At 38.8% G+C, this 23,742-nt stretch carries 25 protein-coding genes; 12 read left to right on the top strand and 13 right to left on the bottom strand.

All coding sequences use genetic code 11. The annotated features are described in order from the left end of the window. Window positions 1-19 precede the first annotated feature (19 nt). The 6 genes from AC1M9P_RS05330 to AC1M9P_RS05305 all read right to left on the bottom strand — a co-directional run bounded on the left by AC1M9P_RS05330 (window position 20) and on the right by AC1M9P_RS05305 (window position 5,074). Window positions 20-496, bottom strand: a complete 477-nt coding sequence (locus tag AC1M9P_RS05330; RefSeq protein WP_081403227.1) for a phosphatidylglycerophosphatase A family protein — start codon at window positions 494-496, stop codon at window positions 20-22. 10 nt (window positions 497-506) lie between these two features. Next, window positions 507-1,436, bottom strand: a complete 930-nt coding sequence (thiL, locus tag AC1M9P_RS05325) for a thiamine-phosphate kinase (protein ID WP_481586918.1) — start codon at window positions 1,434-1,436, stop codon at window positions 507-509. 12 nt (window positions 1,437-1,448) lie between these two features. After that, window positions 1,449-1,898 (bottom strand): transcription antitermination factor NusB, encoded by a 450-nt coding sequence (gene nusB / locus AC1M9P_RS05320; protein WP_035264834.1) that lies wholly within the window; start codon window positions 1,896-1,898, stop codon window positions 1,449-1,451. Window positions 1,899-1,901: 3 nt separating this feature from the next. Beyond that, window positions 1,902-2,372 (bottom strand): 6,7-dimethyl-8-ribityllumazine synthase, encoded by a 471-nt coding sequence (ribH, locus tag AC1M9P_RS05315; protein ID WP_035264832.1) that lies wholly within the window; start codon window positions 2,370-2,372, stop codon window positions 1,902-1,904. 24 nt (window positions 2,373-2,396) lie between these two features. Continuing rightward, a complete protein-coding gene (gene ribBA / locus AC1M9P_RS05310) occupies window positions 2,397-3,518 on the bottom strand; it encodes a bifunctional 3,4-dihydroxy-2-butanone-4-phosphate synthase/GTP cyclohydrolase II (RefSeq protein WP_481586917.1) in 1,122 nt (373 codons plus the stop codon). A gap of 284 nt (window positions 3,519-3,802) precedes the next feature. Next, on the bottom strand, window positions 3,803-5,074 hold the full coding sequence (locus AC1M9P_RS05305) for a hypothetical protein (protein WP_481586916.1): 1,272 nt from the start codon (window positions 5,072-5,074) through the stop codon (window positions 3,803-3,805). Between the two features lie 77 nt (window positions 5,075-5,151). On the opposite strand from AC1M9P_RS05305, the gene serB reads away from it, so the two are divergent. The 3 genes from serB (at window position 5,152) to AC1M9P_RS05290 (ending at window position 7,768) form a co-directional block, all read left to right on the top strand. Further along, window positions 5,152-6,372 (top strand): phosphoserine phosphatase SerB, encoded by a 1,221-nt coding sequence (gene serB / locus AC1M9P_RS05300; RefSeq protein WP_481586915.1) that lies wholly within the window; start codon window positions 5,152-5,154, stop codon window positions 6,370-6,372. A 411-nt stretch (window positions 6,373-6,783) separates the two neighbouring features. Beyond that, on the top strand, window positions 6,784-7,098 hold the full coding sequence (gene aciT, locus AC1M9P_RS05295; protein ID WP_035264816.1) for a ciprofloxacin tolerance protein AciT: 315 nt from the start codon (window positions 6,784-6,786) through the stop codon (window positions 7,096-7,098). A gap of 190 nt (window positions 7,099-7,288) precedes the next feature. Next, a complete protein-coding gene (locus tag AC1M9P_RS05290) occupies window positions 7,289-7,768 on the top strand; it encodes an SCP-2 sterol transfer family protein (protein ID WP_092766561.1) in 480 nt (159 codons plus the stop codon). A gap of 92 nt (window positions 7,769-7,860) precedes the next feature. On the opposite strand, the gene dtd is transcribed toward AC1M9P_RS05290, so the two are convergent. After that, a complete protein-coding gene (gene dtd / locus AC1M9P_RS05285) occupies window positions 7,861-8,301 on the bottom strand; it encodes a D-aminoacyl-tRNA deacylase (protein WP_481586914.1) in 441 nt (146 codons plus the stop codon). Window positions 8,302-8,534: 233 nt separating this feature from the next. Between dtd and AC1M9P_RS05280 the strand changes: the two genes are divergently transcribed. The 5 genes from AC1M9P_RS05280 (at window position 8,535) to asd (ending at window position 13,813) form a co-directional block, all read left to right on the top strand. Further along, the gene (locus AC1M9P_RS05280; protein ID WP_481586913.1) at window positions 8,535-10,049 is read left to right on the top strand and encodes a catalase; all 1,515 of its coding nucleotides are present in this window, start codon (window positions 8,535-8,537) and stop codon (window positions 10,047-10,049) included. 139 nt (window positions 10,050-10,188) lie between these two features. Continuing rightward, a complete protein-coding gene (locus tag AC1M9P_RS05275; RefSeq protein WP_481586912.1) occupies window positions 10,189-10,692 on the top strand; it encodes an ankyrin repeat domain-containing protein in 504 nt (167 codons plus the stop codon). 113 nt (window positions 10,693-10,805) lie between these two features. Further along, a complete protein-coding gene (pncB, locus tag AC1M9P_RS05270) occupies window positions 10,806-12,014 on the top strand; it encodes a nicotinate phosphoribosyltransferase (RefSeq protein ID WP_481586911.1) in 1,209 nt (402 codons plus the stop codon). A gap of 105 nt (window positions 12,015-12,119) precedes the next feature. Then, entirely contained in the window at window positions 12,120-12,968 is an 849-nt protein-coding gene (locus AC1M9P_RS05265) for a sulfurtransferase (RefSeq protein ID WP_092766557.1), read from the top strand. Beyond that, window positions 12,965-13,813 carry an archaetidylserine decarboxylase gene (gene asd / locus AC1M9P_RS05260; RefSeq protein ID WP_179999637.1) on the top strand — a complete coding sequence of 283 codons (849 nt, stop codon included), beginning with the start codon at window positions 12,965-12,967 and terminating at the stop codon, window positions 13,811-13,813. Before AC1M9P_RS05265 ends, asd begins: the two co-directional genes overlap by 4 nt. A gap of 41 nt (window positions 13,814-13,854) precedes the next feature. Here the strand turns inward: asd and phoR are convergent, their stop codons facing one another. The 3 genes from phoR to AC1M9P_RS05245 form a co-directional block, all read right to left on the bottom strand. Beyond that, window positions 13,855-15,216, bottom strand: a complete 1,362-nt coding sequence (gene phoR, locus AC1M9P_RS05255) for a phosphate regulon sensor histidine kinase PhoR (protein WP_179999639.1) — start codon at window positions 15,214-15,216, stop codon at window positions 13,855-13,857. 10 nt (window positions 15,217-15,226) lie between these two features. After that, complete coding sequence (gene phoB, locus AC1M9P_RS05250; RefSeq protein ID WP_035264799.1) at window positions 15,227-15,937, bottom strand: phosphate regulon transcriptional regulator PhoB; 711 nt, start codon at window positions 15,935-15,937, stop codon at window positions 15,227-15,229. Window positions 15,938-16,165: 228 nt separating this feature from the next. Beyond that, window positions 16,166-16,852: a TetR/AcrR family transcriptional regulator gene (locus AC1M9P_RS05245; protein WP_481586910.1), complete on the bottom strand. Its 687-nt coding sequence runs from the start codon at window positions 16,850-16,852 to the stop codon at window positions 16,166-16,168. A 198-nt stretch (window positions 16,853-17,050) separates the two neighbouring features. Between AC1M9P_RS05245 and AC1M9P_RS05240 the strand changes: the two genes are divergently transcribed. Beyond that, a complete protein-coding gene (locus tag AC1M9P_RS05240) occupies window positions 17,051-17,896 on the top strand; it encodes an SDR family NAD(P)-dependent oxidoreductase (protein WP_035264797.1) in 846 nt (281 codons plus the stop codon). Window positions 17,897-17,947: 51 nt separating this feature from the next. On the opposite strand, the gene AC1M9P_RS05235 is transcribed toward AC1M9P_RS05240, so the two are convergent. From AC1M9P_RS05235 to AC1M9P_RS05225, 3 genes are all read right to left on the bottom strand, one after another. Next, entirely contained in the window at window positions 17,948-19,315 is a 1,368-nt protein-coding gene (locus tag AC1M9P_RS05235; RefSeq protein ID WP_481586909.1) for an MATE family efflux transporter, read from the bottom strand. Window positions 19,316-19,419: 104 nt separating this feature from the next. Beyond that, window positions 19,420-20,583, bottom strand: a complete 1,164-nt coding sequence (locus AC1M9P_RS05230) for a methionine aminotransferase (protein ID WP_481586908.1) — start codon at window positions 20,581-20,583, stop codon at window positions 19,420-19,422. Window positions 20,584-20,738: 155 nt separating this feature from the next. After that, entirely contained in the window at window positions 20,739-21,611 is an 873-nt protein-coding gene (locus AC1M9P_RS05225) for a LysR family transcriptional regulator (RefSeq protein WP_035264791.1), read from the bottom strand. A gap of 97 nt (window positions 21,612-21,708) precedes the next feature. Here AC1M9P_RS05225 and AC1M9P_RS05220 point away from each other — a divergent pair, with 97 nt between their 5' ends. Genes AC1M9P_RS05220 through thrH form a run of 3 tightly spaced genes read left to right on the top strand, consistent with a single transcriptional unit; the run spans window position 21,709 to window position 23,736 of the window. Next, window positions 21,709-22,479, top strand: a complete 771-nt coding sequence (locus tag AC1M9P_RS05220; RefSeq protein ID WP_179999648.1) for a 2OG-Fe dioxygenase family protein — start codon at window positions 21,709-21,711, stop codon at window positions 22,477-22,479. Window positions 22,480-22,482: 3 nt separating this feature from the next. Beyond that, on the top strand, window positions 22,483-23,091 hold the full coding sequence (locus AC1M9P_RS05215) for a LysE family translocator (protein ID WP_481586907.1): 609 nt from the start codon (window positions 22,483-22,485) through the stop codon (window positions 23,089-23,091). A gap of 12 nt (window positions 23,092-23,103) precedes the next feature. Beyond that, window positions 23,104-23,736 carry a bifunctional phosphoserine phosphatase/homoserine phosphotransferase ThrH gene (gene thrH / locus AC1M9P_RS05210; protein ID WP_481586906.1) on the top strand — a complete coding sequence of 211 codons (633 nt, stop codon included), beginning with the start codon at window positions 23,104-23,106 and terminating at the stop codon, window positions 23,734-23,736. Window positions 23,737-23,742 lie beyond the last annotated feature (6 nt).

Below are 23,742 nucleotides of genomic sequence, written 5' to 3'. Positions count from 1 at the left end.
CCTTTCTTTGGAGCTTGGCTTAAGCCATATCAATATAGAGATAAATTATAATACAAAGTGCTGCCCACAAACCTGCGATCAGGTCATCAAGCATAATGCCGAAACCACCGTCGACTTGACGATCAATGACGCGAATCGGCCAAGGTTTCCAAACATCAAAGAGACGGAAAAGTGCAAAACCAATAAAAAGCCATACCCAATTCATCAGACCTAGGTAGATTAAAGGGAGAAACGTGATCGATTGACCCGCAAATTCATCCCACACAATTCGTCCGTCATCATGGACGCGCATTATATCAGCGGCTCTTCCACAAATATATATCCCAATCAATGACATAACGATTATGGCAATCGTGCTATACAAAAAACCTATTGCCATGAAAGCAGGGATAAACAACAAGGCAAAAGCTGAACCAAAAGTACCAGGTGCTTTTGGCGCTAAACCAGAACCGAATCCAACGCCACAAAAAACAATGAAACGTTCAGACCAAGTCATCGCTTTAAAATTAATTGGTTGTTTTGGCAAAGTGCTGATATCCCTGTAATTCTAGTTCTTGTGGTTGTTGATGATGATAAAAATCTAATTGCTGAGTCTCTTTTACGACACCAATCACCGTGATCGGTGTATCGCAGTGTCGAGCTTTTAATTCATCCAAGGCAGGTGAAGGAATGGTAAAACACAATTCATAATCATCACCACCTGCTAAAGCCAATTGCCATTTTTGTTGATTGGGCAATGCTTGTAAGGCAGGACTAAGTGGAAGTTGATCTAAGTGTAGGTCGGCACCAACATGAGATGCTTTGAGAATATGTCCTAAATCTTGTGCTAAACCATCGGATACGTCAATCATACTATGCGCCAATCCTTTAAGCGCTTGACCGAGTTCACAACGTGGAGTGGGATAATCGAGACGTTTTTTTAAAGCATGATCGGGATATTTTAATCCGAATGCAGCATCACCGACAGTGCCTGATACACAGATTAAATCACCTGCTTGAGCACCAGAACGTGGCACGGCTTTCCCAATATCCACCCAGCCTAGAGCGGTAACTGATAATGTGAGATGTGGGCTTTGCGTTGTGTCGCCGCCAATTAAACTTACTCCAAATTGATCGCAACAATCATACAAACCCTGACTAAACCCTTTTAGCCAGTGATGATCAATTTGGGGTAGGCTCAATGCCAAGAGAATGCTTTGAGGTTTTGCACCCATGGCTGCAATGTCTGAAAGATTCACAGCTACAGATTTCCATCCAATCGCATGGGGATCTGTATCGATGGGGAAATGTCGACCAGCAACGAGGGTATCGGCACAAATGACCAATTGTTGCTGTAGAGGCGGGGTGAGCAGGGCTGAGTCATCACCGACACCTAGATCGACTGAAGAATAACTCGGTCGATTGAAATAGGTGTCAATAATAGAAAACTCAGCCATTTCAACAACAACTTATTTTGCTTGTTGTTTTTCTGCTTCACGTAGGCTTTGTGCCAAACGGTCTAATACACCATTGATGTATTTGTGACTATCTGCACCGCCGAAGTGTTTAGCCAATTCAATTGCTTCATCGAGAACGACGCGATATGGAATTTCAAGATGCTCTTTCAATTCATACGCGCCAAGACGCAAAGTAGCTAATTCAACGCCGTCCAGTGCCGAGATCTCACGATCTAGTACTGGAATTAATAACGCATCCAATGCTTCATGATTTGCAATCACTTGTGTGAGCAACTCGTGATAATAGCTGAGATCCACTTTGTGCATGGCATTTTCAGCACGTGTACGTGCTTCAATTTCATGCACAGGGTTGTGGCTCATTTGCCATTCATAAATCCCTTGTACAGCAAAACGACGTGCTTTGCGTTTAGCTGCATAAGTAGCTTGGAGTGTCTGCGACATGCTTTAGATCGCCTTTAGCAAGTTAACCATTTCAATTGCAGTCAAGGCAGCTTCGCCACCTTTATTACCTGCTTTTGTACCTGAACGCTCGATGGCTTGTTCAATGCTGTCTGTGGTCAATACGCCATTGATCACAGGTAAACCAGCTTCTAAACCAACAACACCAAGGCCTTTTGCACATTCACCAGCAACAAAGTCAAAGTGAGGAGTGCTACCGCGAATAACTGCACCAAGTGCAATTACCGCATCAAACTTACCAGAATTTGCGAGTTTTTTCGCCACAACCGGAAGTTCCCAAGCGCCTGGCGCGTGAACGACAGTGATATTATCGTCTTTAACACCATGTCGATGCAATGTATCAATTGCACCTTCTAATAAATGTTCAACAACAAAGCTGTTAAAACGACCAACTAGAATCGCGTAACGATCTTCGCTCGCGAGATGTAATAAACCTTCAATACGGCGAATCGCCATAGCAACCTCGATATTTAATAAGAGTTATGAATGAGAGCTCTGATCAGCTGTGATGTATTCGACCACTTCTAAATTAAAGCCAGACAATGCATTGAAGCGTAAAGGTGAGCTCAGGAGCTTCATTTTCTGTACGCCTAAATCACGTAAAATTTGTGCACCCACACCAATGGTTTGGTATTGCTGCGATAAGGCAGCATTTGACTTGGCTGGTTTTGGCGCAGTTAATGCCTCTAATGCTGGACCTAAATCAGACGGCTGACGTTGTCCAATCCATACCAAGACACCACGATCGCTTTGTGCAATTTCTTTTAAAGCACGATCTAAATTCCAAGCTGCTTCACCATCTTGCTTATTAAGCTTTAATAAGTCTCGCGCCGGATTGAAGCCATGAACGCGAACAGTCGTCACACCCTCTTCAGGTTGACCTTTAACCAATGCCAAATGAATATCAGGATTCCCGACTTCACGATAACGGTAAAGATCAAAAGTACCATACTCGGTATCGAGTTTTTGTTGATCCAAACGCTCTACCGTTTGTTCATTGGTCATACGGTAGTGAATAAGATCAGCAATTGTACCAATTTTTAGACCGTGTTTTTTAGCAAAAATTTCAAGGTCAGCACGACGGGCCATAGTCCCGTCTTCATTGATAATTTCACAAATCACAGAAGCTGGTTCAAGACCTGCAAGACGAGCTAAATCACAACCTGCTTCGGTATGACCTGCACGATGGAGCACACCACCTGGTTGTGCCATGAGTGGAAAAATATGGCCTGGCTGAACGATATCTGCTGGTTTTGCATGTGCCGCAACTGCTGTTTGAATCGTGTGTGCACGTTCTGCTGGAGAAATACCTGTAGAAATGCCATTTGCAGCTTCAATAGAAAGTGTGAAGTTTGTCCCGTGTTGAGCGCCATTCGCATCAACCATTAACGGTAAATTTAATTGTTTGCAGCGTTCACGGCTTAAGGTTAAACAAACTAAGCCACGAGCATGTGTGATCATGAAATTAATGTCTTCAGGTCGTACGTGCGTTGCAGCAATAACGAGGTCGCCTTCATTTTCACGATCTTCATCATCCATCAGGATGACCATTTTTCCTGCACGGATATCTGCTACAAGTTCTTCTACAGTATTGAGCGACATCAACCTTCACCTTTTTGTTATGTCATTCTGACATTTGAATAAATTTGTTGCGCCATAGTCTAACGCTTTTTTAGTCAGTTTGCCTATGCTTATGACTGTACCATTCAATACAGTCCAACATACACCTTCATAGCACATTGAAAAGAGAGATAAAATTACCAAAAGAGCAATTTTGTATACAAACTAGACGCTTAGTCTAACTTTTCACGCCTGTAAGCTTTAAAAAAGAAAAACCAGATTTAACTTAGCATCAAATCTGGTTTGCTTATTAAAATTTAATCTAATTAAGAGGTGATTGTACGATCCATCGAGGAGCTTTGGGCTTTGCCTTTCAAAATTTCAGTACGGATATTTTGTGCGAGTTCGGCACAGGCTTCGTTCATACCATTAATCATAAAAGCGTGACGAGTTAACACACTGGTCGGATTCGGCATCGGAACCAATTGATAGCATTCACCAATATGCTTTAACTGATCGTGGGTCAAATATAGCGCCATTTCTTTCGCAATCAGGTGATGTGTGAGTCTTTCCGCTGCTTGTACTGAATCGAGTTGCATTGCCTCCACTGGTGCGGTTACAGCACAACGTGTTTGCAATACGAACCGTTTATCCTCACGGTAACGTTTATAGAGTACTTCTGACAATAATTGAAAAACCGAACCAATCATTAAGATGCAAGCAATCGAATTATTCTTGAGTGAAGAAATACTAATGACAGCACCTTGTTGATCAAAACTACGATTCACAACGATATCATCAACATTCAAATGATAATGCGCTGTACACAGTTCGATACTCTTATTTAAGAAAATTTGACATAAATTAAAATAAGGTAAAGAGACAGATTTGTTGACCGTATTAATTAATTGTTTCGGATCATAAAATTGGATATTCAGTGATAAAGCATCCTGATTTAACTGCAGAGTCGGTACTTTTGGCGTAATTGCAGCTTGTTCTTTATTTTGCTCTGGCGTATGAGGTTGTTTAGGCTGACTCTTTTCCAGTTCTAATGCTTCAGTGAGCAGCTTGATCTCATGACGTAAACGGGACTCATTATTTAATCTCGCAAGATATTCGCTACGCGTAGGGCGAGCAATGGCACGATAAGCCAACCATAATAAGCCATGAATAAAGAGTGACGAGAGGATCGCCAGCCATTGTGTTCTTAATATTTCGCCGATACTTGGTTTAACCAATGTGATTTCCACACTGCCAATTTTCTTTTCATTTTGTAGTGCATCTCGAACGAAGATTTCACCCTGACGCGTCTTAGACAAGCCTGCAGTTGCGAGAACTTGGTCTCCTGTGCCAAGAATACGTATATATGCAACACTTGGATTCGTTGCATAGCGATTGGCTAATAATGCAAGAGATACAGTATTGGCAGGTTCAAGTTCAGTTAAGCTATCTGCGACCAGTTGAGTCGTCATTAGCAAACCTTGGCTTGCACGGTTTTCATTTAATTGATGTGTCGTTGCAATAACCAATAAAAAGGTATGCAAGGCAAAACTTACAATCAGCAGGCTAGCAAATAGCCCTTGTCTAGGCGCATTCAACGTAAACTTCCAAAGAAAATTAATTCAATTTCGATTATGATTCTTACAATATTCGTAGCTCAGACCCGAGTCAATTCATGCGAGAAATCATTCTTATTTCATTTTTAGGACCTGACCAACCGAATCAGTTTACTCGATTGATGCAGGTGTTGTCCGTACATTCTTTGCAAATTTTAGATGTAGGACAAGCAGTTATCCATAACCAATTGACTCTCGGCATCGTGGTTGCCTCCGAAGACCAGACAGCAACAGCTTTGGCCATGAAGGATATTCTGATTTTAGCACATGATATTGGTCTTACTGTGCGCTTTAAACCAATCAATTCAGAAGATTATGAGCAATGGGTGAAAGAAGGTGGGCGTACACGATATATTGTGACAGCATTGGCACCTGAACTTACTGCAGCACATTTGCAAGCAGTGACTAATATTGTTTCGAGTCAAGGCTTTAATATTGAAACAGTCACCCGTTTGTCTGGACGACCAACGTTAAATCATTTTGAAAATGAACCAAAACGTGCTTGTGTGCAATTTGGTTTGAGCGGTCAAATGTTAGATGCTGCAGCAATGCGAGCGGCATGTTTAAGTTTATCAAATGAATTAAGTGTCGATGTTGCAGTACAAGAAGACACGCCGTACCGTCGTAATCGTCGTTTAGTTTGTTTTGATATGGACTCAACCCTTATCGAACAAGAAGTAATTGATGAGCTGGCAATTGAAGCAGGTGTCGGTGAACAAGTCGCAGAAATTACTGAGCGTGCTATGCAAGGTGAGCTGGACTTTCAGAGCAGTTTCCGTGCGCGTGTGGCACTACTGAAAGGCATGGATGCTTCTGTATTGCCTAAAATTGCAGAACGTTTAACGATTACTGAAGGTGCAGAACGTCTTATTTCAACCCTGAAATCTTTGGGTTATCGTACGGCTATTTTATCTGGTGGCTTCCAATACTTCGCTGAATATTTACAAGCAAAACTAGGGATTGATGAAGTTCATGCCAATATTTTGGATGTTCAAGATGGGCAGGTCACTGGCGAAGTTAAAGGGCATATTGTGGATGGCGCTCGTAAAGCATTTTTATTAGGCCAAATTGCGGATGAAATGGGCATTTCACTTGAGCAAACGATTGCAGTAGGTGATGGTGCGAATGATTTGCCAATGCTCTCTATAGCGGGCTTGGGCGTTGCATTCCGGGCCAAACCACTGGTACGCCAAAATGCAAATCAAGCCATCTCTAGTGTTGGTTTGGATGGTGTTCTGTACCTATTAGGTGTACATGATAAAGATTTAAGCCGAGCTTAAAATCAAAAAAGCGCATTAAAAAGGCGACCAAATGGTCGCTTTTTTTAATCTAAGTGAATCATTCTTAGACAAATTTTAATCAGCTAAGTTCAGACGAAAAAACAGATGGTCATCATCGAAAAAAAGATGTTTTGACAAAAAATTACGAGGTATTTTTTTGTAATGACACGCCAAGTTTGACTGATTCTGACTCTATGAAAAATGTCTAATCTTAAAAAATGTAATGACAAAAGAATGTTGCGACAATATGTGTCGCTTACAAAAGCATCAGGTCTTTTTTTCTGAAAAAAACTCACCATAATGCTTTCATAGACGCCAACAAGACCATTGAAGAAAGTGAAGCGTTATTTAATTTGTTGTGAAACACCATTAGGCAGTATTTGAAACATCTAAATTTTGACGGAGATTTTTATGGTCACTTTAACTTTTGCAACGATACTCGGATTTGCTCTGATCGCTGTAGCATTGGCGGCCGTATTCTTTTCACCTTATCGTCATTGGCTAGGGTTTATGTTGGCGGGTATGGTCTTCTGGGGTTTACTTGAAGGTATTCGTTATAGTGTTCAACACGTCTTTGACATGTCCTTGGCATATAGTTATTTAACAGCGATTAGCTTAGCCATGGTGGCTTTAACGGCTTTCTTACTTCGCGAAGATAGTCGTGCGCAAAAGGCTTTAGAAAATCGTCGTTATATTGAACATACTCCTGTATATGAGGACGATTAAATCCTGCGCATGACAGATGAGATGTAGACCAAAACTGCGTAGTAACAATTTTATATTTAAAGGTGTATCAAAATGATATACCTTTTTTTTGCCTATACGTTTTGTTAAACAAAGCTGCATTTCCTTACTTATAAGATATGCTAGGATGAATCAATTATTTTTGATATTAAAAAAACGGACTTAAATTGTCATGAAACTATCTTCAATACCTGTTGTGAAATTACCTATCGTTGATGCAAGCACAGATCCACTAGACCTTTTGGTGTTAGGTTTGGCGTTGCGTATGAAACAATTGTCACGTACGAGTCCAAAATTTATTGAGTTAATTCATGATCGTCAGTTCCGTATTCAAATTGGTACAGATCTAGGTGTTGCACGTCAGATTTTAGTCAACAATGGTCAGATTGATTCTGTTTCAGGTGATGCAGAGAAAGCAGATTTCGTACTTCAGTTTGCTGATAGCGAGCAAGGTGTTAAAACCCTGATGAAAGGTGATCCAACTGCATTCATGACGGGTATGCAAAATGGCAGTATTAAAATGGAAGGTGATTTCAGCTTATTGGTATGGTTTAACCAAGTCGCTAAATTAATTCCACCAAAAATTCCTAAACCTGTAAAAGAAAAAATACAATTTGCTCGTCAATTTATTAAAGAAAAGACAGGTAAGTAATACATCACCTACATACGGACTTTTCTCGTTTTGATTCTAGAGATGAGTATTGAAATGCAAGAGAAAAAGCCCTCATAAGCGGGCTTTTTTTGTCATTCAACTTCAAGATTAAAGGTTACCGGACCATCATTGATGAGATGCACTTTCATATCCGCTGCAAAGATTCCTGTTTGTACATGTTCAAACTGAGATTTTGCGTATTCAACTAACTGTTCATACAGTTCTTTTGCTTCGAGAGGCGGCATTGCAGGGCCGAAGTCAGGACGCAAACCTTTTTGGGTTTGTGCCATCAGGGTAAATTGCGAGACTAATAATAATCCGCCTCCTGCTTGGCTAAGATTCCAACCCATTTTTCCTTGGTCATCATCAAAAAAACGGTATTTTAAAATCTTATCGATGAGCTTCTTACCTTTTTCAAAGTTATCTTCTTTGCCAATACCAATAAAAACTAAAATTCCTTTTCCGATTTGACCAGTAATCTCACCATCCACAACGACTTTCGCTTCAAGGACGCGTTGGAGTAAAGCACGCATAATTCAACCAAGTTTGATGTTTTTTAATTCAAATGAATTGTATCAAATTAAAAAAAAGAAAAGGGATAAAGTCGCCATCTATCGTCATAAGTTATTGATAAAAAAATAATTAATCAGAGTATATACTTTTAATCTAATAAAGCGATTGAAATAATAAAAATTAACCTTTTTACCAATTTTGTTAAAGGAGGTAATTTACGCGTGCAGGAAAGGTAAATTTGAGAGAGAAAACGATGTTTAAGCGTTCAATGTTGGTTGCAATGCTTGCAACTGCGACAGCAGCATCAGCTGCACCATTAACAAAAGATAACGGCGCACCAGTGGGTGATAACCAAAACTCAATCACTGCAGGTCCAAATGGTTCTGTATTATTACAAGATGTACAGTTGATTCAAAAACTTCAACGTTTCGGTCGTGAGCGTATCCCTGAGCGTGTTGTACACGCACGTGGTACGGGAGCTTATGGTGAATTCGTTGCAACTAAAGATTTATCAGATATTACTATTGCTTCACTTTTCAAAGCAGGTACGAAAACTCCAGTATTCTTACGCTTCTCTACAGTAATTCATGGTAAGCATTCTCCAGAAACTTTACGTGACCCACATGGCTTCGCAATTAAGTTTTATACTCAAGAAGGTAACTGGGATTTAGTTGGTAACCAAACGCCTGTATTCTTCATTCGTGATGCGATCAAGTTCCCAGACTTCATCCACGCAATGAAACCAAGCCCAATTGACAACGTTCAAGACGCTAATCGCGTATTTGACTTCTTGTCTAGCCAGCCATGGGCAACAAATATGTTGACTTATGTATATGGTAACCAAGGTGTTCCTACGAGCTACCGTGAACAAGACGGTTTCGGTGTACATGCATTTAAATTGTACAACGACAAGGGCGAATATAAATACGTTAAATTTAACTTCCGTTCTAAGCAAGGTGTTAAAGGTCTAAACGTTAAAGAAGCTGCTGAATTACAAGGTAAAGACTTCAACCACTTAACGAATGATCTTTATAAGAACATCAATGCGGGCAATTTCCCGAAATGGGATCTTTATATCCAAGTGTTGGATCCTAAAGATTTGAATAGCTTCGATTTCGATCCACTTGATCCAACTAAAATCTGGCCTACTGATTTAGTACCAGAAACAAAAGTGGGTACTTTGACATTAAATCGTATGCCGAAGAATTTCTTCCAAGAAACGGAACAAGTTGCTTTAGCACCAGGTAATTTAGTACCAGGTATCGAGCCATCAGAAGACCGCTTACTTCAAGGTCGTATCTTCTCTTACTCTGATACACAAATGTACCGTTTGGGTGCAAATCACCAGCAAATTCCAGTAAACCGTCCATTGGTAAATGTGAACAACAATAACCAAGATGGTTATATGAATGTTGGTGCAACTTCATCTAACGTGAACTATGAACCAAGCCGTATGGAGCCAAAACCGTCGACTCCTAAAGCACGTGCTGTTGAAACTCCACTTTCTGGCACTGTTCAACAACGTGCTGTGAAAGAGCAAAACTTTAAGCAACCGGGTGATTTATACCGTTCATACTCTGCTAAAGAGAAATCTGACCTCATTATGAACTTAGCAGCTGATCTTGGTAACGTAAAAGATTCAGAAACTAAACACATCATGTTGTCTTATTTCTATAAAGCAGATGCGGATTACGGCACACGTATGACTAAAGCTGTAAACGGTAACTTAGCGACTGTTAAAGCGAAAGCGGCAGCTTTAAAAGACTAATCAAGATTAGTCCTTAAATTGGTGATTAGGGTATAAGGTGTCACCTCAAAAAAGTCCTGTAAAACTCAATTCCTTTCCTGCAACCCTAGGGGAGTTTTACAGGCATTCGTTATCGAATTTAAACTCAGGTGAGGGAAGAATGAAAAATATTGTATATAGTTTATTAATCGCTTTACTGAGTTTAAGTTCAGTAATGCTTCACGCTCAAACGACGTCTGTCAGTAGCTCACAACAATCAGATCAGAAAGAAGTGATTGACTTATTTTTTGCAGCAGCGAAAACAGGAAACAAAGAAGTTATTCATGAATTTTTGAAACATGGTTTTCCAGTCAATATTAAAAACCATGCTGGTTTTACACCATTAATGATGGCGACCTACTATGGTCATCAAGATATTGTAACGACTCTATTGGAAAACGGCGCAGACCGCTGTGCTCGTGATAATAAGGGTAATACAGCTTTGATGGGTGCTATCTTTAAGCTTGAATGGTCGATTGCCAAACAATTGAGTCAGGTCGATTGTGATGCTCAAGCGAAACAGACAGGACACAAGACCACAGAAGAATTCGCAAAAGTTATTGGGCAAGATAAAGCATTGAAAGCTTTGACTGAGTCATATAGTCAAGACAATGCAAAAAAATAATCAGTTTAAGTTTTAGTAATTAGTCGAATAATCTTCGACAATTACTAAAACGAGCTATGAATCGCAACAAAATGTGCTTTAATGCAATAAGTTGCTAAAAACTGAAAAATAATATGTCTGCCATTATTCAATCCTTACTTGATACTGACTTGTATAAATTCACGATGTTACAAGTGGTATTACATCAATTTCCTCAAACGGATAGTGTCTATCAATTTCGTTGTCGTAACCTTGAAGATACAGCCTATCCACTCGTGGATATATTAGAGGAACTGAACGAACAGTTAGATTTACTGTGTCAGCTCAAATTTAAAGAAGACGAATTACAATATTTAAGAAGTTTGCGCTTTATTAAAAGTGATTTTGTAGACTATTTAGAATTATTTCAACTTAAGCGCCGCTTTATTAAAGCCAGTATCGATGATCAAGGCCGTTTAGATATCCGTATCGAAGGACCTATGGTTCAAGCAATGATGTTTGAAATTTTCGTACTTGCAATTGTCAATGAACTCTATTTTCGTCGTATTCGCGATGAGCAGGTATTGGCAGAAGGAGAGCGCCGTCTTAAAGCTAAAATTGAATTGTTGAAACACTATGAAAGTAGTCAACAACCGAATGATCCACCATTTCTTGTTTCCGATTTTGGAACACGCCGTCGCTATAGTTTTGACTGGCAAAAACATGTGGTAGAAGAGTTTAATAAGGCTGCACCACATATTTTTCGTGGCACAAGTAATGTTTTATTGGCAAAGCAGTTGGGTATTACACCAATTGGTACGATGGCACATGAATTTTTACAAGCTTTCCAAGCACTGGATGTTCGCTTACGTGATTTCCAAAAAGCTGCACTTGAAACTTGGGTGCAGGAATATCGCGGAGATTTAGGCATTGCACTGACAGATGTTGTTGGTATGGATGCATTCCTAAGAGACTTTGATTTGTATTTTGCCAAATTGTTTGATGGTCTACGACATGACAGTGGTGATCCATATACGTGGGGCGATAAAGCCTACGCACATTATAAAAAATTAAAAATTGACAGCAAAACTAAAATGCTCACTTTCAGTGATGGTCTAAACTTAGAGAAGGCATGGGATTTGCATCAATATTTTAAAGATCGTTTCCAAGTCAGTTTCGGGATTGGTACTAACCTCACCAATGATATGGGACAAACTGCTTTGAATATTGTTTTAAAGTTAGTCGAGTGCAATGGTCAATCAGTAGCTAAACTCTCTGATAGTCCAGGAAAAACCATGACTGATAATGATACCTTCCTCGCATATTTGCGTCAGGTATTTGATGTTGAGTCTCCTCAAGCATAATTTCCCTTTTCTGATTTTTTGCTAATACCATGCAAAAAATCAGAATAATTTTGAAAAAGTCTTGTGCTAAGATTTGAACAAGGCCAATAGAACTATTCAATAAATATGACCACTAACGCTTTTGATTTCGGGCTGCTCATTGAAGCAGAACAACTTGTTCCTCATTTAGGAAGTGAAAAGTTACGTATTGTTGATTTGACCCGAAGTTCGGTCTATGAGCAATTACATATTCCGCATGCTATACATCTGAAGCCAAAATTTTTAGTGCGCCAAGAGGAACAAGCTACGGGTTTATTGCCTGATGATGAAGGGCTTCAGCAGCTAGTACAGATATTAAACATATCACCTGAGCATCATGTCGTGGTCTATGATGATGAAGGTGGGGCATGGGCTGGTCGACTGATCTGGAATCTACACTGTATGGGTTTTTATAACACCAGTTTATTAAATGGTGGTATTCATGCATGGTTAGGCGCCAACTATCCTACTTCTTCAGAAGTTGAAGAGGTTCAGCCAGTCACATGTCTTTTTCAAGTTAAGACATCCAATGTTGATCAACACCGTATTGATTATTCAACTTTAATAAAAAAAATTGAAAATAAAACTTGCCAAGTATGGGACTGCCGAACGGCTGAGGAGTATACCGGGCAACGTCTCGCGGCACGTCGTGGTGGACATATTCCAACGGCTAGACATTTTGAGTGGAGTACTGCACTTAATCGTCAAAATCATTTAAAATTGCACCCCTTAGAACGCACGCAACAACGTTTAGAACAATTGGGCTTTCAATTTGATCAGCCAGTCGTCGTATATTGTCAGTCTCATCACCGTTCAGGTTTAGCTTACATTATTGGTCGATTACTGGGTTGGGATATCCAAGCTTATGATGGTGCGTGGAGCGAGTGGGGCAACCGCCTCGACAGTCCAATCATTACTGGAGAGTCACCTGAGTGAGTCTGACAAATTTAAAAAAGAAACTATTTATTCAAGCGCAGCAAATCGTCCCGCAACAAAAACTCAGCCGTTTGGTAGGTAAAGTCGCAGCCAGTGAAAACCCAGTATTAAAGAATGTTGTCATTCAAGCATTTAAAGCAAAATATGGCATTGATATGTCAATTGCTGAGCAACAAAATGCCTTGAAATTTAAATCCTTTAATGAGTTTTTCACTCGCTCTTTGAAAACAGGCGTTCGTTCAATTGATCCTAATCCTAAAAGTGTCGTGTCACCTGCAGACGGTGCAATTTCACAATTGGGTAAAATCAATGAGGGCGATATTTTTCAGGCAAAAGGTCAAAGCTTTTCAGTTGAAAAGTTAATTGGTGATCCTCAATTGGCAGCACCATTCAAAAATGGTGAATTTGCAACAGTGTACTTATCACCGCGTGATTATCATCGTGTGCATATGCCTTATTCTGGTACATTGACTGAAACTTTATATATTCCAGGTGAATTATTTTCAGTCAACCAAACTACAGCTGAAAATATTCCGGGTTTGTTTGCACGTAATGAACGAATGGTATGTTTATTCGATACTGATGTTGGTCGTATGGCTGTTGTTTTAGTTGGCGCAATGATTGTTGCTGGAATTGAAACTGTTGCGACAGGTAAAGTAAAACCAACGGGTCGCTTAGAGCTGAACCATCATGCGATGAAACTTGAAAAAGGTGATGAGCTCGGACGTTTTTATTTGGGTTCAACGGCTGTAGTTTTGTTTGAGAAAGATAAAATGCAATGGGACCAAGCATTTAAGGCGAACTCAACTGTAGTAATGGGTGAAGCGTTAGGTCATCTTATTTGAGTGTATCTTCTGACTAAAAAAAGCGCCTTAGGCGCTTTTTTTTATTCGTGCATTTTATACAAGCGTTCTTTGGGAAACACGGCAATAAATGTAGAGCCTTCGTTTTCTTTCGACTCGATTTCAATATGTGCGCCATGTTGCATAAGTACGTGCTTAACGATGGCAAGGCCTAAACCAGTACCACCTGTTTGACGACTGCGTGCACTATCCACACGATAAAAACGCTCAGTTAAACGCGGTAAGTGTTTTGGATCAATTCCAATACCAGTATCCTGAACAGAAAAATAGCCACGTTCCCCATCATCATGCCAGCCGATGGTGATGGTGCCACCTTTCGGGGTGTACTTTATGGCATTGGTAATTAAGTTACTAAACGCACTCGCCAATTCCATATCTGAACCAATTAAGTCACAGTGGCTGTCTATATCAAGGTTAAGTGTATGACCATAATCAATATTGTAAGCTTGCGCATCATCGAAAAGATGGTTCATTAAACTTGGCATTTCGATAATTTGATTTTTCGCAATTTGTTTTTCATTTTCTAAACGAGACAAAAGCAAAAGATCATTGACCAATGCATTCATGCGTTTAGTTTGCGATTGCATTTGCTCAAAGGCACGTTTCCAGCGCGGATTGATATCTTCTTGATCTGTGAATGTTTCGATATACCCACTTAACACTGTGAGTGGTGTTCTTAATTCATGTGAAATATTATCAACAAAATCTGAACGCATTTGCTCGAGATTTTTCATACGGGTAATGTCGTGCGCAACTAAGAGGCGACTTTCATTGCCAAAGCGAGTCAGTTTGATTTGCGCATACTTATTATCATGATTCACCAATTTAATTTTTACACCATCTGGTGCTTGATGGGTATTATGAAAATATTCAATAAAATCAGGTTGGCGAATAATCGTGAGCAGGTTGCGGCCACGATCAACAGCTTGAATGCCAAATAACTTTTCCGCAGCAGGATTCCACCATTCGATTTGATGGGAATCATCCGTAAGAATAATCGCCTCTGATAAAGCCACAAGAGAAGATTGGGTCCGATCGATCAGTCCAACCATTTCAGACTGTACAATACGTTCTTGGCGTTGAGACCGATATACATTGAACAGTAATGCCCCCCAGATTCCATTTAAATTTGGTGGTACATCGTAAGGACGATTCGAAATCCAATCATTGACTAAATATAATGAGCGTAATTGGATACCAAAAAATATGAGACAGGCAATGCCTAAGCATATCCAAAGATAGCCAATCCCTAACCCGATACAGCCCGCAATAATCAGTAGAAATACCAGTAAACGTAAGTCTTGCTTGGCAAAAGTCCATAAACTGCTATATAGAAACTTTTGATGTTCACGTGCCAATTCTGGGACGGGGTAGGGTTCGTACATAAAATCTAAATTAACCTAAAGCAACATCAGCTCGTGTTGAAAAACGATAGCCAGTACCACGCACAGTTTGAACATAACGGTCTGCACCATAAGGTTCGAGCACTTTACGTAAGCGACGGATATGGACGTCGATGGTTCTGTCTTCAATATACACATTTCCACCCCATACCTGATCAAGTAATTGAGCACGGGTATAGGCACGTTCTGGATGAGTCATAAAGAATGCCAATAGACGATATTCTGTTGGCCCCATATCAAGAATATTTTGATTATAGCTGACACGTTGGCTTACTGGGTCAAGAATTAAGCCATTTGCATCAATGGTTTTTTCGCCATTTAACGCATTTGCACGTCTTAACACCGCTTTAATACGGGATACCAACTCACGTGTTGAAAATGGTTTCGTCATATAGTCATCTGCACCAGCATCAAGACCTTGAACTTTATGGTCTTCTTCGCCACGCGCAGTCAACATAATGACTGGAATTTCTGAAAGTGTTTCATCACGCTTAAGGCGACGACACAAATCTACGCCACTCACGCCACCCGGTAACATCCAGTCGAGTAGGATAAGCGCTGGACGTTGATCAACAATCATTTGATGTGCTTGTTTCGCATCTTCTGCTTCCAAGCATTGAAAGCCTGCCATATCTAAAGAAGTATGGATCATTTCCCGAATTGGGAGCTCGTCGTCGACAATTAAAATGTAGTCATCTTTCACAACGCAATATCCTATGATGAACGGTGAACCGTTTTATATTTATGACAGGCTTATTACAAAGATTAATTATGACAGTATCATTGCAAGATGGAAATCGAAGTTAAATATAGCAATGTTTTGTGACAATTAAGCTGATATTTTGTCTCATTGATATTCATTAATCATGAATTAAATCAATATCTTAAATTTACTTACGATTTGTCACAATTTCTTCATCTTAATTTGATGCTACTTTTTCATTAGATCATTCAATAGGGCGAGAAAAACAGTTTTACATGCCTGAACGACCTCAGCACGTGGAAATTTAAAACCACCCACCACCCAGCGAACAGCAACTTGAGTGACATAGCCATTTAGACCAGTTGCAATCAAGGAGATCTCTTTTTCAGTGAGATGGGTATGTGGCATCATCAATGTGACAAAGGCATGAATCATTCGGTCGAAACGGCCCATTGTTTCTTGAATGGTTGCATGATTATGAAGTTCTTGGACGAGCATTGCATCAATATAAATAATCCGAGCGGTACGCGGATCATCTTCTAAAAAACTAAAGAATGCATTTAGACCTGCATCAATCATGTTTAGAGGCTCAGGAGAGGCTTTCATAATAGCTTGCATTAATGTTTGTTGAAGCTTCTCAATCAGTTCTAAAAAGATCGTTTGGAATAAGTTTTCACTTTTCTTAAAAGATTCATAAAAGTAACGTTCAGTTAATTTCGCTTGTGTGCAAATATCTTTAACGGTTACTGAGAAAAAACCATGAGTTCCATATGCTTCAATACCCGCTTCAATAAGTTTCTCACGACGCGCTTGTTTGCGCTCAGTTAAGGACATCCCTTTAAATTGACGCTCTTTTGCAGGAGGCTTTTCAATCGCTTGCTCGTGTTCTGATGGAGTGAGGTTCTCTGGGTTCATAGCAATTCGAGTCTTTTTATAAAAGTGTTATGCTGCGGTCAGTATAGATTACCGATCAGCTAAAGATACTAAATTGGCCTATAGTAACAATAAAAATGGTCGATAGTTACATTGACAATAATAATTGTCAAAATTATAGTGAACATGAATGACCCAGATCAACGCTGTGGTGCATAAAAATCAAAAAAAGGATTCACAATGAAAAATTTTAAAAACAAAGTGGCTGCAATCACAGGTGCAGGTTCTGGTATTGGTCAACAACTTGCGGTGTTACTGGCTAAGCAAGGTTGTCATTTGTCTTTAAGTGACGTAAATGAAAAGGGCTTAGCAGAAACTGTTGAACTGACGAAGAATGCAAATGTACGAGTCACAACCAAGAAAGTAGATGTTGCGAATCGTGACGAAGTTAAAGCATGGGCGGCTGAAACTGTACAGAATCATGGTTCAGTGAACATGATTTTCAACAATGCTGGGGTGGCATTGGGTTCGACCGTTGAAGGCGCAACATACGAAGAGTTGGAATGGATTGTTAACATTAACTTTTGGGGTGTCGTGTACGGCACCAAAGAATTCTTACCATATATTAAGAAAACAGGTGATGGACACATTATCAACATTTCAAGTCTATTCGGTTTAACTGCGCAACCAACTCAGTCTGCTTATAATGCAACTAAATTTGCTGTACGTGGTTTCACTGAATCTCTTCGTCAAGAGCTAGATATTGAAAATGTGGGTGTGAGCGCGCTTTGCGTACATCCAGGTGGCATTCGTACCAATATTGCGAAAGCTGCAAAAATGAATGACAGTTTAAAATCTTTGGGCATGAATCCACAGAAATCTGCACAGACATTCGATAAATTATTACGTTGTCCACCTGAAGAAGCAGCGCGTCAAATTCTAGAAGCAGTGCAAAAAGATCGCCGTCGTTTACTGATTGGTAACGATGCGAAAGTGATTGATTTAATGCAACGTGTGATGCCAACGGGCTATCAAAAAGTGACTGCATTTGCGACTAAAATGAGTAAACGTTTCGATTCTAAATAATCGTTAAAAAAACCCGCGTCATGCGGGTTTTTTATTTTCTTGATTTTTAATTTAAATCAGTACTTGAACAGTTTTCTTTTTCCAAACAAATTGATAATACAAACCTTGCATCACACATAAGCAAACGAAAGCCAAAGCATAAGCGTACCAGATTCCCGTCAGCCCCCACCATGCGCTAAATAGATAAGCTGCTGGGAGTTCAATACAGAGTATGGCTACAATATTGATGATCATTGGCATAGTCACAGTGCCACTTGCACGCATAATTGAGGCGAAAATAGCACTCGCGCCAAAAAATAAAATTGACCACAGCACAATAAACAATAATTGTTGCCCGAGTATCACAACTTTTTCATCTGTAATAAATAATGCCATGAGATATTTTGAGAACAAATAAGCCAAGATTACGAGCCCGCCTGTAAAGACAAAATTCATCCTCAGTGCTGTTTTAGTTACACGTGATAAAGAATCCGCTTTACCTGCACCGATCGCTTGGGCCCCAAAAATAGAGGCAGCAATTGCGATAGACAGAGCAGGGAATTGGATGTAGTTCAAAACCTGATTAACTGCGCCATAAGCAGCTGTTGCTTCTGATCCATAGCGATTGACCAAGCCGACAATGACTAATCCTGCCACAGAGGTCGTGACCATTTGAATGCCTGTAGGAACACCAAGCCTGAGAATAATTTTGCTCAGTTCAGGATTGTGGCGTACATGTTTACACATTGCTAAATCTGGACGTAATGGATGATTTTTTTTATTTAAATAAACGTACAGAAAAATAAGGACGGCCAGATAACCCACAATCGTAGCGATGGCGGGTGCAATGATACCCAATTGAGGAAATCCAAAATATCCAGCGATGAGAACAGGAGTAATAAAGAGCCCAATTAGACTGGTCATTCCCAAAGCGATGAGAGGTGTAATGCTATCACCGACACCACGTAAGATAGAGGTATAAATAATATAGATAAAGAGGAGTGGACTACCTGCTAACATCCATTGAACATAAGGCAAAGATAAATGCATGACACTTGGGTCTGTGCCCAAGGCCTCAAGAATGTGGCGTGCAGATAGAACACCTAAAATGGCAATAATCGTCCCGCCGATCAATGTCATAAAAATAGTAGAGCCGACAACTGCTCGAACTTTTTCTAAATTTTGTGCTCCCCACGCTTGACCAACTAATACCGTCGAGCCAGCCGAAAGCCCAATTACAAAAGCCAAGAGACAGAACAAAATAGGGAAGAAGACTGAAACAGCAGCAATTGCTTGGACGCCCATCATTTGCCCGACGAAGATCGTATTAATTGTGCCTGATAAATTTTGCAGGATATTGGTTGCAATCAGCGGAACTAAAAAAACTAAAAAAACTTTCCAGAAACCAGGTTCATCAATCGGCCGTAAGGTTCTCGCCATATATAAGTCTTATCCATTATTATTTTCTATATCAACGGATTGACCTTAGCACCTTATCATTCAAATTGCTTTAGTAATAAAGTAATCCGTTGCATCTCTTTTCGTTATTGTGATTGAACCTTCGTTAAAATTTCTCCTGCAAGATGCAAGGTTTCTTCTTGTTTTGCAAAACAGACTCGAATGAGCTTCAGATCTTGAGGTGGCTGTTGATAAAACACTGATATAGGAATCGCTACCAGTTTGTGTTGTTCTGCAAGATATTGGCACATTTCTATATCTGTGAGCTCAGGTCTTAGTGTACTGAAATCTAAATTTTGAAAATAAGTTCCTGGTGACGGCAGATATTGAAATTTTGAATGTTGAATTCCATGGATGAATAAGTCACGTTTAGCTTGATAAAAATTGGGGAGATCTAAAATATGTTCAGGATGTTGTTCGATGAATTGATTAAGCGCGACTTGAATCGGATGGACACCACAGAAATTGGCAAATTGATAAATTTGACGAAATACTTTCATCAGTGCCTGAGGTGCAACGCAATATCCAGTTTTCCAACCAGTAACATGAAACGTTTTTCCGAATGAACCAATCACAAAACTACGATCTCGAAGTTCAGGAAAACTAAGCGCAGAATAATGTTGTTGACCATCAAACACTAAATGTTCATAGACCTCGTCAGAAAGTACACAAATGTTTTTATCCTGAATCAACTCGATCAGTTGTTGCCAATCTTGCTTGGACCAAATTGCACCTGAGGGATTATGTGGTGTATTTACAATGATTAATCGCGTTCGTTCATTTATTCGATCTTTCACCACATTCCAGTCAACATGGAAGTCTGGATGTACCAAGTTGATATGGATCGCTTGCGCCCCAGCGAGTTTCACTGCAGGTGCATAACTATCATAAGCAGGATCGAAAATAATTACTTCATCTCCAGCATTTACAACAGCTTGAATCGCACACAAAATTGCAGTCGTTGCACCAGGTGTAATGGTGATTTCGCTGATCGGGTCTAAATCGACTTGGTCTCGTTGGCAGAATTGGGCTGCAATTTTTTGTCTTAAACTCAGCAGACCGTCACCAGGTGGATATTGGTTATAGCCTTGTTGTGTGGCTTGAGCTAAAGCTGCAATTAATTCAGGAGGAGGTGGAAAATCAGGAAAACCTTGAGAAAGATTTAACGCGTTCAACTTTTGGGCGAGTGCTGACATCACGCTAAAAATAGTGACACCTAAGTCTGGTAATTTAGATTCAATTTTAATCATGCTGGATAGTAATATTTAGCCCGTTTCTTCGTAGTTTAGCAGTTGAAATGCCTGCACTAAATACAAATATCTGCGACATATTCGTTTTAATTTTCATAAGATTCTAATGATCTTCAATTAAGTTTAAAACCTTAGATGATCTATGTGATCTCATGTTAAAAATGATTGATCTGACTTTGCTTCATTTCATTTTTTAACCAATTTAAAAAAATAATCTTCCGAGGATCTTCAATAAATCTAGTATGGGACAGTAGATAATAGGCAGAACCATCCTGAAGAATTGGTGTTATTTTTTTTACAGACTTGAGCTCTAATTCTTTTTCAATCATGTAGATAGAAATGATCGTCTTTCCTAGGCCAGCCAAGCAGCCTTCTAAACATAAGTAAAAATGCTCTAATTCTATTTTGGAATGTTTCTTCAAAATATCTTTGAGTTCATCCAATTGGTGTAATTTTTTTGAAAAATAAGGGCGTGATTTAGAAATTAACAATTCTTTGGTTTTAGGGTGGTGAGATGCTTGGACTGCCACAATATATTCATCGCCAATTTTCTCACTAAACAGATGCGATCCCCATTCAAAATCATTTCTTCGTATTGCGATATCGATATTATCTTTTTCAAAGTCGACTACACCACCACCTGTGAGCAAAACCACTTCAAAATCATGTCCAAGTTTTTTAAATTCAACAAGTCGTGGAATTAACCACTTCATCGAAATGGTTGGTTCACAGGACAGTACCAATTGTTTGTTTTCAGTTTTATTTTGAGTTAGTCCAATTAAACAATCATCCAATTGATTGAAAATATTCTGAGCGCAATGAAAAAGAGTTTCTCCTTCTTTGGTGAGTATCAAGGTTTTATTTCGCCGTTCAAATAATGTGATATTTAATATTTCTTCGAGATTGTAAATTTGCTTACTGACGGCACTTTGCGTAACAAATAATTTCTTTGCTGCAATCGTGACACTGCTGTATTTAGCGACAAAATAAAAAAACTTCAGTGAATTCAAAGATATTTTCTCTATCATTCCAAAAACTCATATATTTTTAGTCGATTTTATTGATTTTATTTTTTTAACTTTTGTTCAAAATGAAGATTACCAAAAGCAAAATAAAGCTAATACAATGGAAAATATATTAAAATTCAGTCCATTTAACAAGCAGCATCTCGATGAATACACATATTCAAAAGAGATAATCAAAAAGGGTTATGCGTTTATTGATTTAAATACATTCCAAGAAATACAGAAAAATAATAATTTTCACGATGTTAATGAGCAAGATGTCAGTGATTTTATAGACAGTTGGAACGCTCTAGATTTAGATCAATTTATGTCGGATAAAGGTAAATATCGAACAAGAAAACATGCAACTTTTACTATTAATGATAAGCATAAAATTTTACTGAAAAATTCTTATATTCCTCATTTTCAGACGATTGAATACAACACTTTGAATGGTGGAATTGCGAGATATTTTTCAGAGATTGATAAAAATACAATTGAAAATCCAATTTTTAGAAATTTACTACAATTCGCATATCTCACCTTTTCAGAAATTGAAACTGAAAATTGGTTTATCGAAGCGCATCAATTTCGCATTGAAGCAAAATTTAACGATAGTGGTAAGCCAACCCCTGAAGGGATACATCGCGATGGGGTGGATTTCGTTTTAATGGCCATGATCAACCGTCAAAATGTTCAGGGTGGAATGACCCGAATTTATGACTTAAATAAGAATTTGAAAGCAGAATTTATGCTTGAAAATTTTTTAGATATCGCACTTGTGGATGATCATCAGGTCTATCACAGCGTAACGGAAATCAAAGTCAATGATTTTACGTTGGGTGATATTGGATTAAGAGATGTATTAGTGATCACGTTTAAAAAGGCATAATGAATGGGTGAGTTTATAGCAGTTATTCTCATCACCATACTTGCTGTTGTGAGTCCTGGTGCTGATTTCGCTATCGTGACAAAAAACAGTTACTTATATGGTAGAAGGATAGGTGTTCTCACTTCACTGGGAATCTCTTTAGGTGTGTTGATTCATGTGACTTATACGCTCATTGCTGTCGCATTTGTCATGGCGTATACACCTCAAATTCTAAATATTGTGAAGTATATTGGAGCGATCTATCTCATCTATATCGGTTATAAAACTTTTGTACAAAGTTCGGTTGTCGAGACGTCATCAACTGCTGCAATTAATCCTTTTCAAGCAGTGAAATATGGCTTTTTCACCAATGCACTTAATCCTAAAACGACTTTATTTGTGATTAGTACATACACTCAAATCATCAGTGTGAGTACGCCTAAAGCGATTCTGGTCGGTTATGGGCTATTTATGTCTTTTGCTCATTTTTTATGGTTTGGATTGGTGGCTTTGCTTTTTTCATCGATTGTTTTAAGACAGAAAATGTTAGCTAAGCAAGTACAGATTAACAGAGTGATTGGGACTGTATTATGTCTGCTAGGGATAGCACTTCTGTTTGCTAAATTTCAGTAATAGGGTAGCAATATGAAAAAGATGGCTTTTATCGACATGGAAGGTGTTCTTGTCCCTGAAATATGGAAACACTTTTCAAATGTATACAATATCCCAGAGTTGGCGATTACAACTCGAGAAGTCGCAGACTATAAGTCTCTGATGGAATTTAGAATTAATTTACTGAAAGAAAATAAAATTCCTTTAAAACAATTAATCAATGACATTAAAGAACTGGATGTTATTCCAGATGCTAAGGAGTTTTTAGAATATTTGCAAAAGGCTGAAAATTTTGAAGTTAAAATTATTTCAGATTGCTTTTATGAGTTTTTATTTCCCTTTTTTGAAAAATTAAATCTTCCTGTTAAAAATACATATTGTCATCACTTAGAGATTGGACCAGATGGATTTATAGAAAATGTTCTATATACTCGAGATAAAGGGAAACATGAAATTATTGTAAAGTTCCAAAAAGAAAACGTTTCAATGACCAATAGTATTGCGATCGGTGATGCATTTAATGATTTTTCGATGTTGCATTTAGTTGATTATGGTTTTTTATTTCAACCTTCAGAAGAAGTGAGAAAGAACTCTCCAGCTTATTTTTGTAAAGTAGACTCTTATCAAGATATTATTTCACATTTAAATCGTAAAAAAGTGATATAACTTCAT

The sequence above is a fragment of the Acinetobacter sp. 25-47-122 genome, from assembly GCF_056779695.1.
This window is presented reverse-complemented; position numbering and strand designations above follow the sequence as displayed.

Coding starts and splice junctions, on each gene's coding strand:
- thrH (WP_481586906.1), top strand. CDS start 23,104: ATGAAAAAGATGGCTTTTATCGACATGGAAGGTGTTCTTGTCCCTGAA.
- AC1M9P_RS05215 (WP_481586907.1), top strand. CDS start 22,483: ATGGGTGAGTTTATAGCAGTTATTCTCATCACCATACTTGCTGTTGTG.
- AC1M9P_RS05235 (WP_481586909.1), bottom strand. CDS start 19,315: ATGGCGAGAACCTTACGGCCGATTGATGAACCTGGTTTCTGGAAAGTT.
- AC1M9P_RS05280 (WP_481586913.1), top strand. CDS start 8,535: ATGTTTAAGCGTTCAATGTTGGTTGCAATGCTTGCAACTGCGACAGCA.
- AC1M9P_RS05225 (WP_035264791.1), bottom strand. CDS start 21,611: ATGATAGAGAAAATATCTTTGAATTCACTGAAGTTTTTTTATTTTGTC.
- AC1M9P_RS05275 (WP_481586912.1), top strand. CDS start 10,189: ATGAAAAATATTGTATATAGTTTATTAATCGCTTTACTGAGTTTAAGT.
- AC1M9P_RS05290 (WP_092766561.1), top strand. CDS start 7,289: ATGAAACTATCTTCAATACCTGTTGTGAAATTACCTATCGTTGATGCA.
- dtd (WP_481586914.1), bottom strand. CDS start 8,301: ATGCGTGCTTTACTCCAACGCGTCCTTGAAGCGAAAGTCGTTGTGGAT.
- AC1M9P_RS05240 (WP_035264797.1), top strand. CDS start 17,051: ATGAAAAATTTTAAAAACAAAGTGGCTGCAATCACAGGTGCAGGTTCT.
- AC1M9P_RS05230 (WP_481586908.1), bottom strand. CDS start 20,583: ATGATTAAAATTGAATCTAAATTACCAGACTTAGGTGTCACTATTTTT.
- pncB (WP_481586911.1), top strand. CDS start 10,806: ATGTCTGCCATTATTCAATCCTTACTTGATACTGACTTGTATAAATTC.
- phoR (WP_179999639.1), bottom strand. CDS start 15,216: ATGTACGAACCCTACCCCGTCCCAGAATTGGCACGTGAACATCAAAAG.
- AC1M9P_RS05330 (WP_081403227.1), bottom strand. CDS start 496: ATGACTTGGTCTGAACGTTTCATTGTTTTTTGTGGCGTTGGATTCGGT.
- serB (WP_481586915.1), top strand. CDS start 5,152: ATGCGAGAAATCATTCTTATTTCATTTTTAGGACCTGACCAACCGAAT.
- nusB (WP_035264834.1), bottom strand. CDS start 1,898: ATGTCGCAGACACTCCAAGCTACTTATGCAGCTAAACGCAAAGCACGT.
- AC1M9P_RS05265 (WP_092766557.1), top strand. CDS start 12,120: ATGACCACTAACGCTTTTGATTTCGGGCTGCTCATTGAAGCAGAACAA.
- AC1M9P_RS05245 (WP_481586910.1), bottom strand. CDS start 16,852: ATGAACCCAGAGAACCTCACTCCATCAGAACACGAGCAAGCGATTGAA.
- AC1M9P_RS05220 (WP_179999648.1), top strand. CDS start 21,709: ATGGAAAATATATTAAAATTCAGTCCATTTAACAAGCAGCATCTCGAT.
- aciT (WP_035264816.1), top strand. CDS start 6,784: ATGGTCACTTTAACTTTTGCAACGATACTCGGATTTGCTCTGATCGCT.
- ribH (WP_035264832.1), bottom strand. CDS start 2,372: ATGGCGATTCGCCGTATTGAAGGTTTATTACATCTCGCGAGCGAAGAT.
- ribBA (WP_481586917.1), bottom strand. CDS start 3,518: ATGTCGCTCAATACTGTAGAAGAACTTGTAGCAGATATCCGTGCAGGA.
- thiL (WP_481586918.1), bottom strand. CDS start 1,436: ATGGCTGAGTTTTCTATTATTGACACCTATTTCAATCGACCGAGTTAT.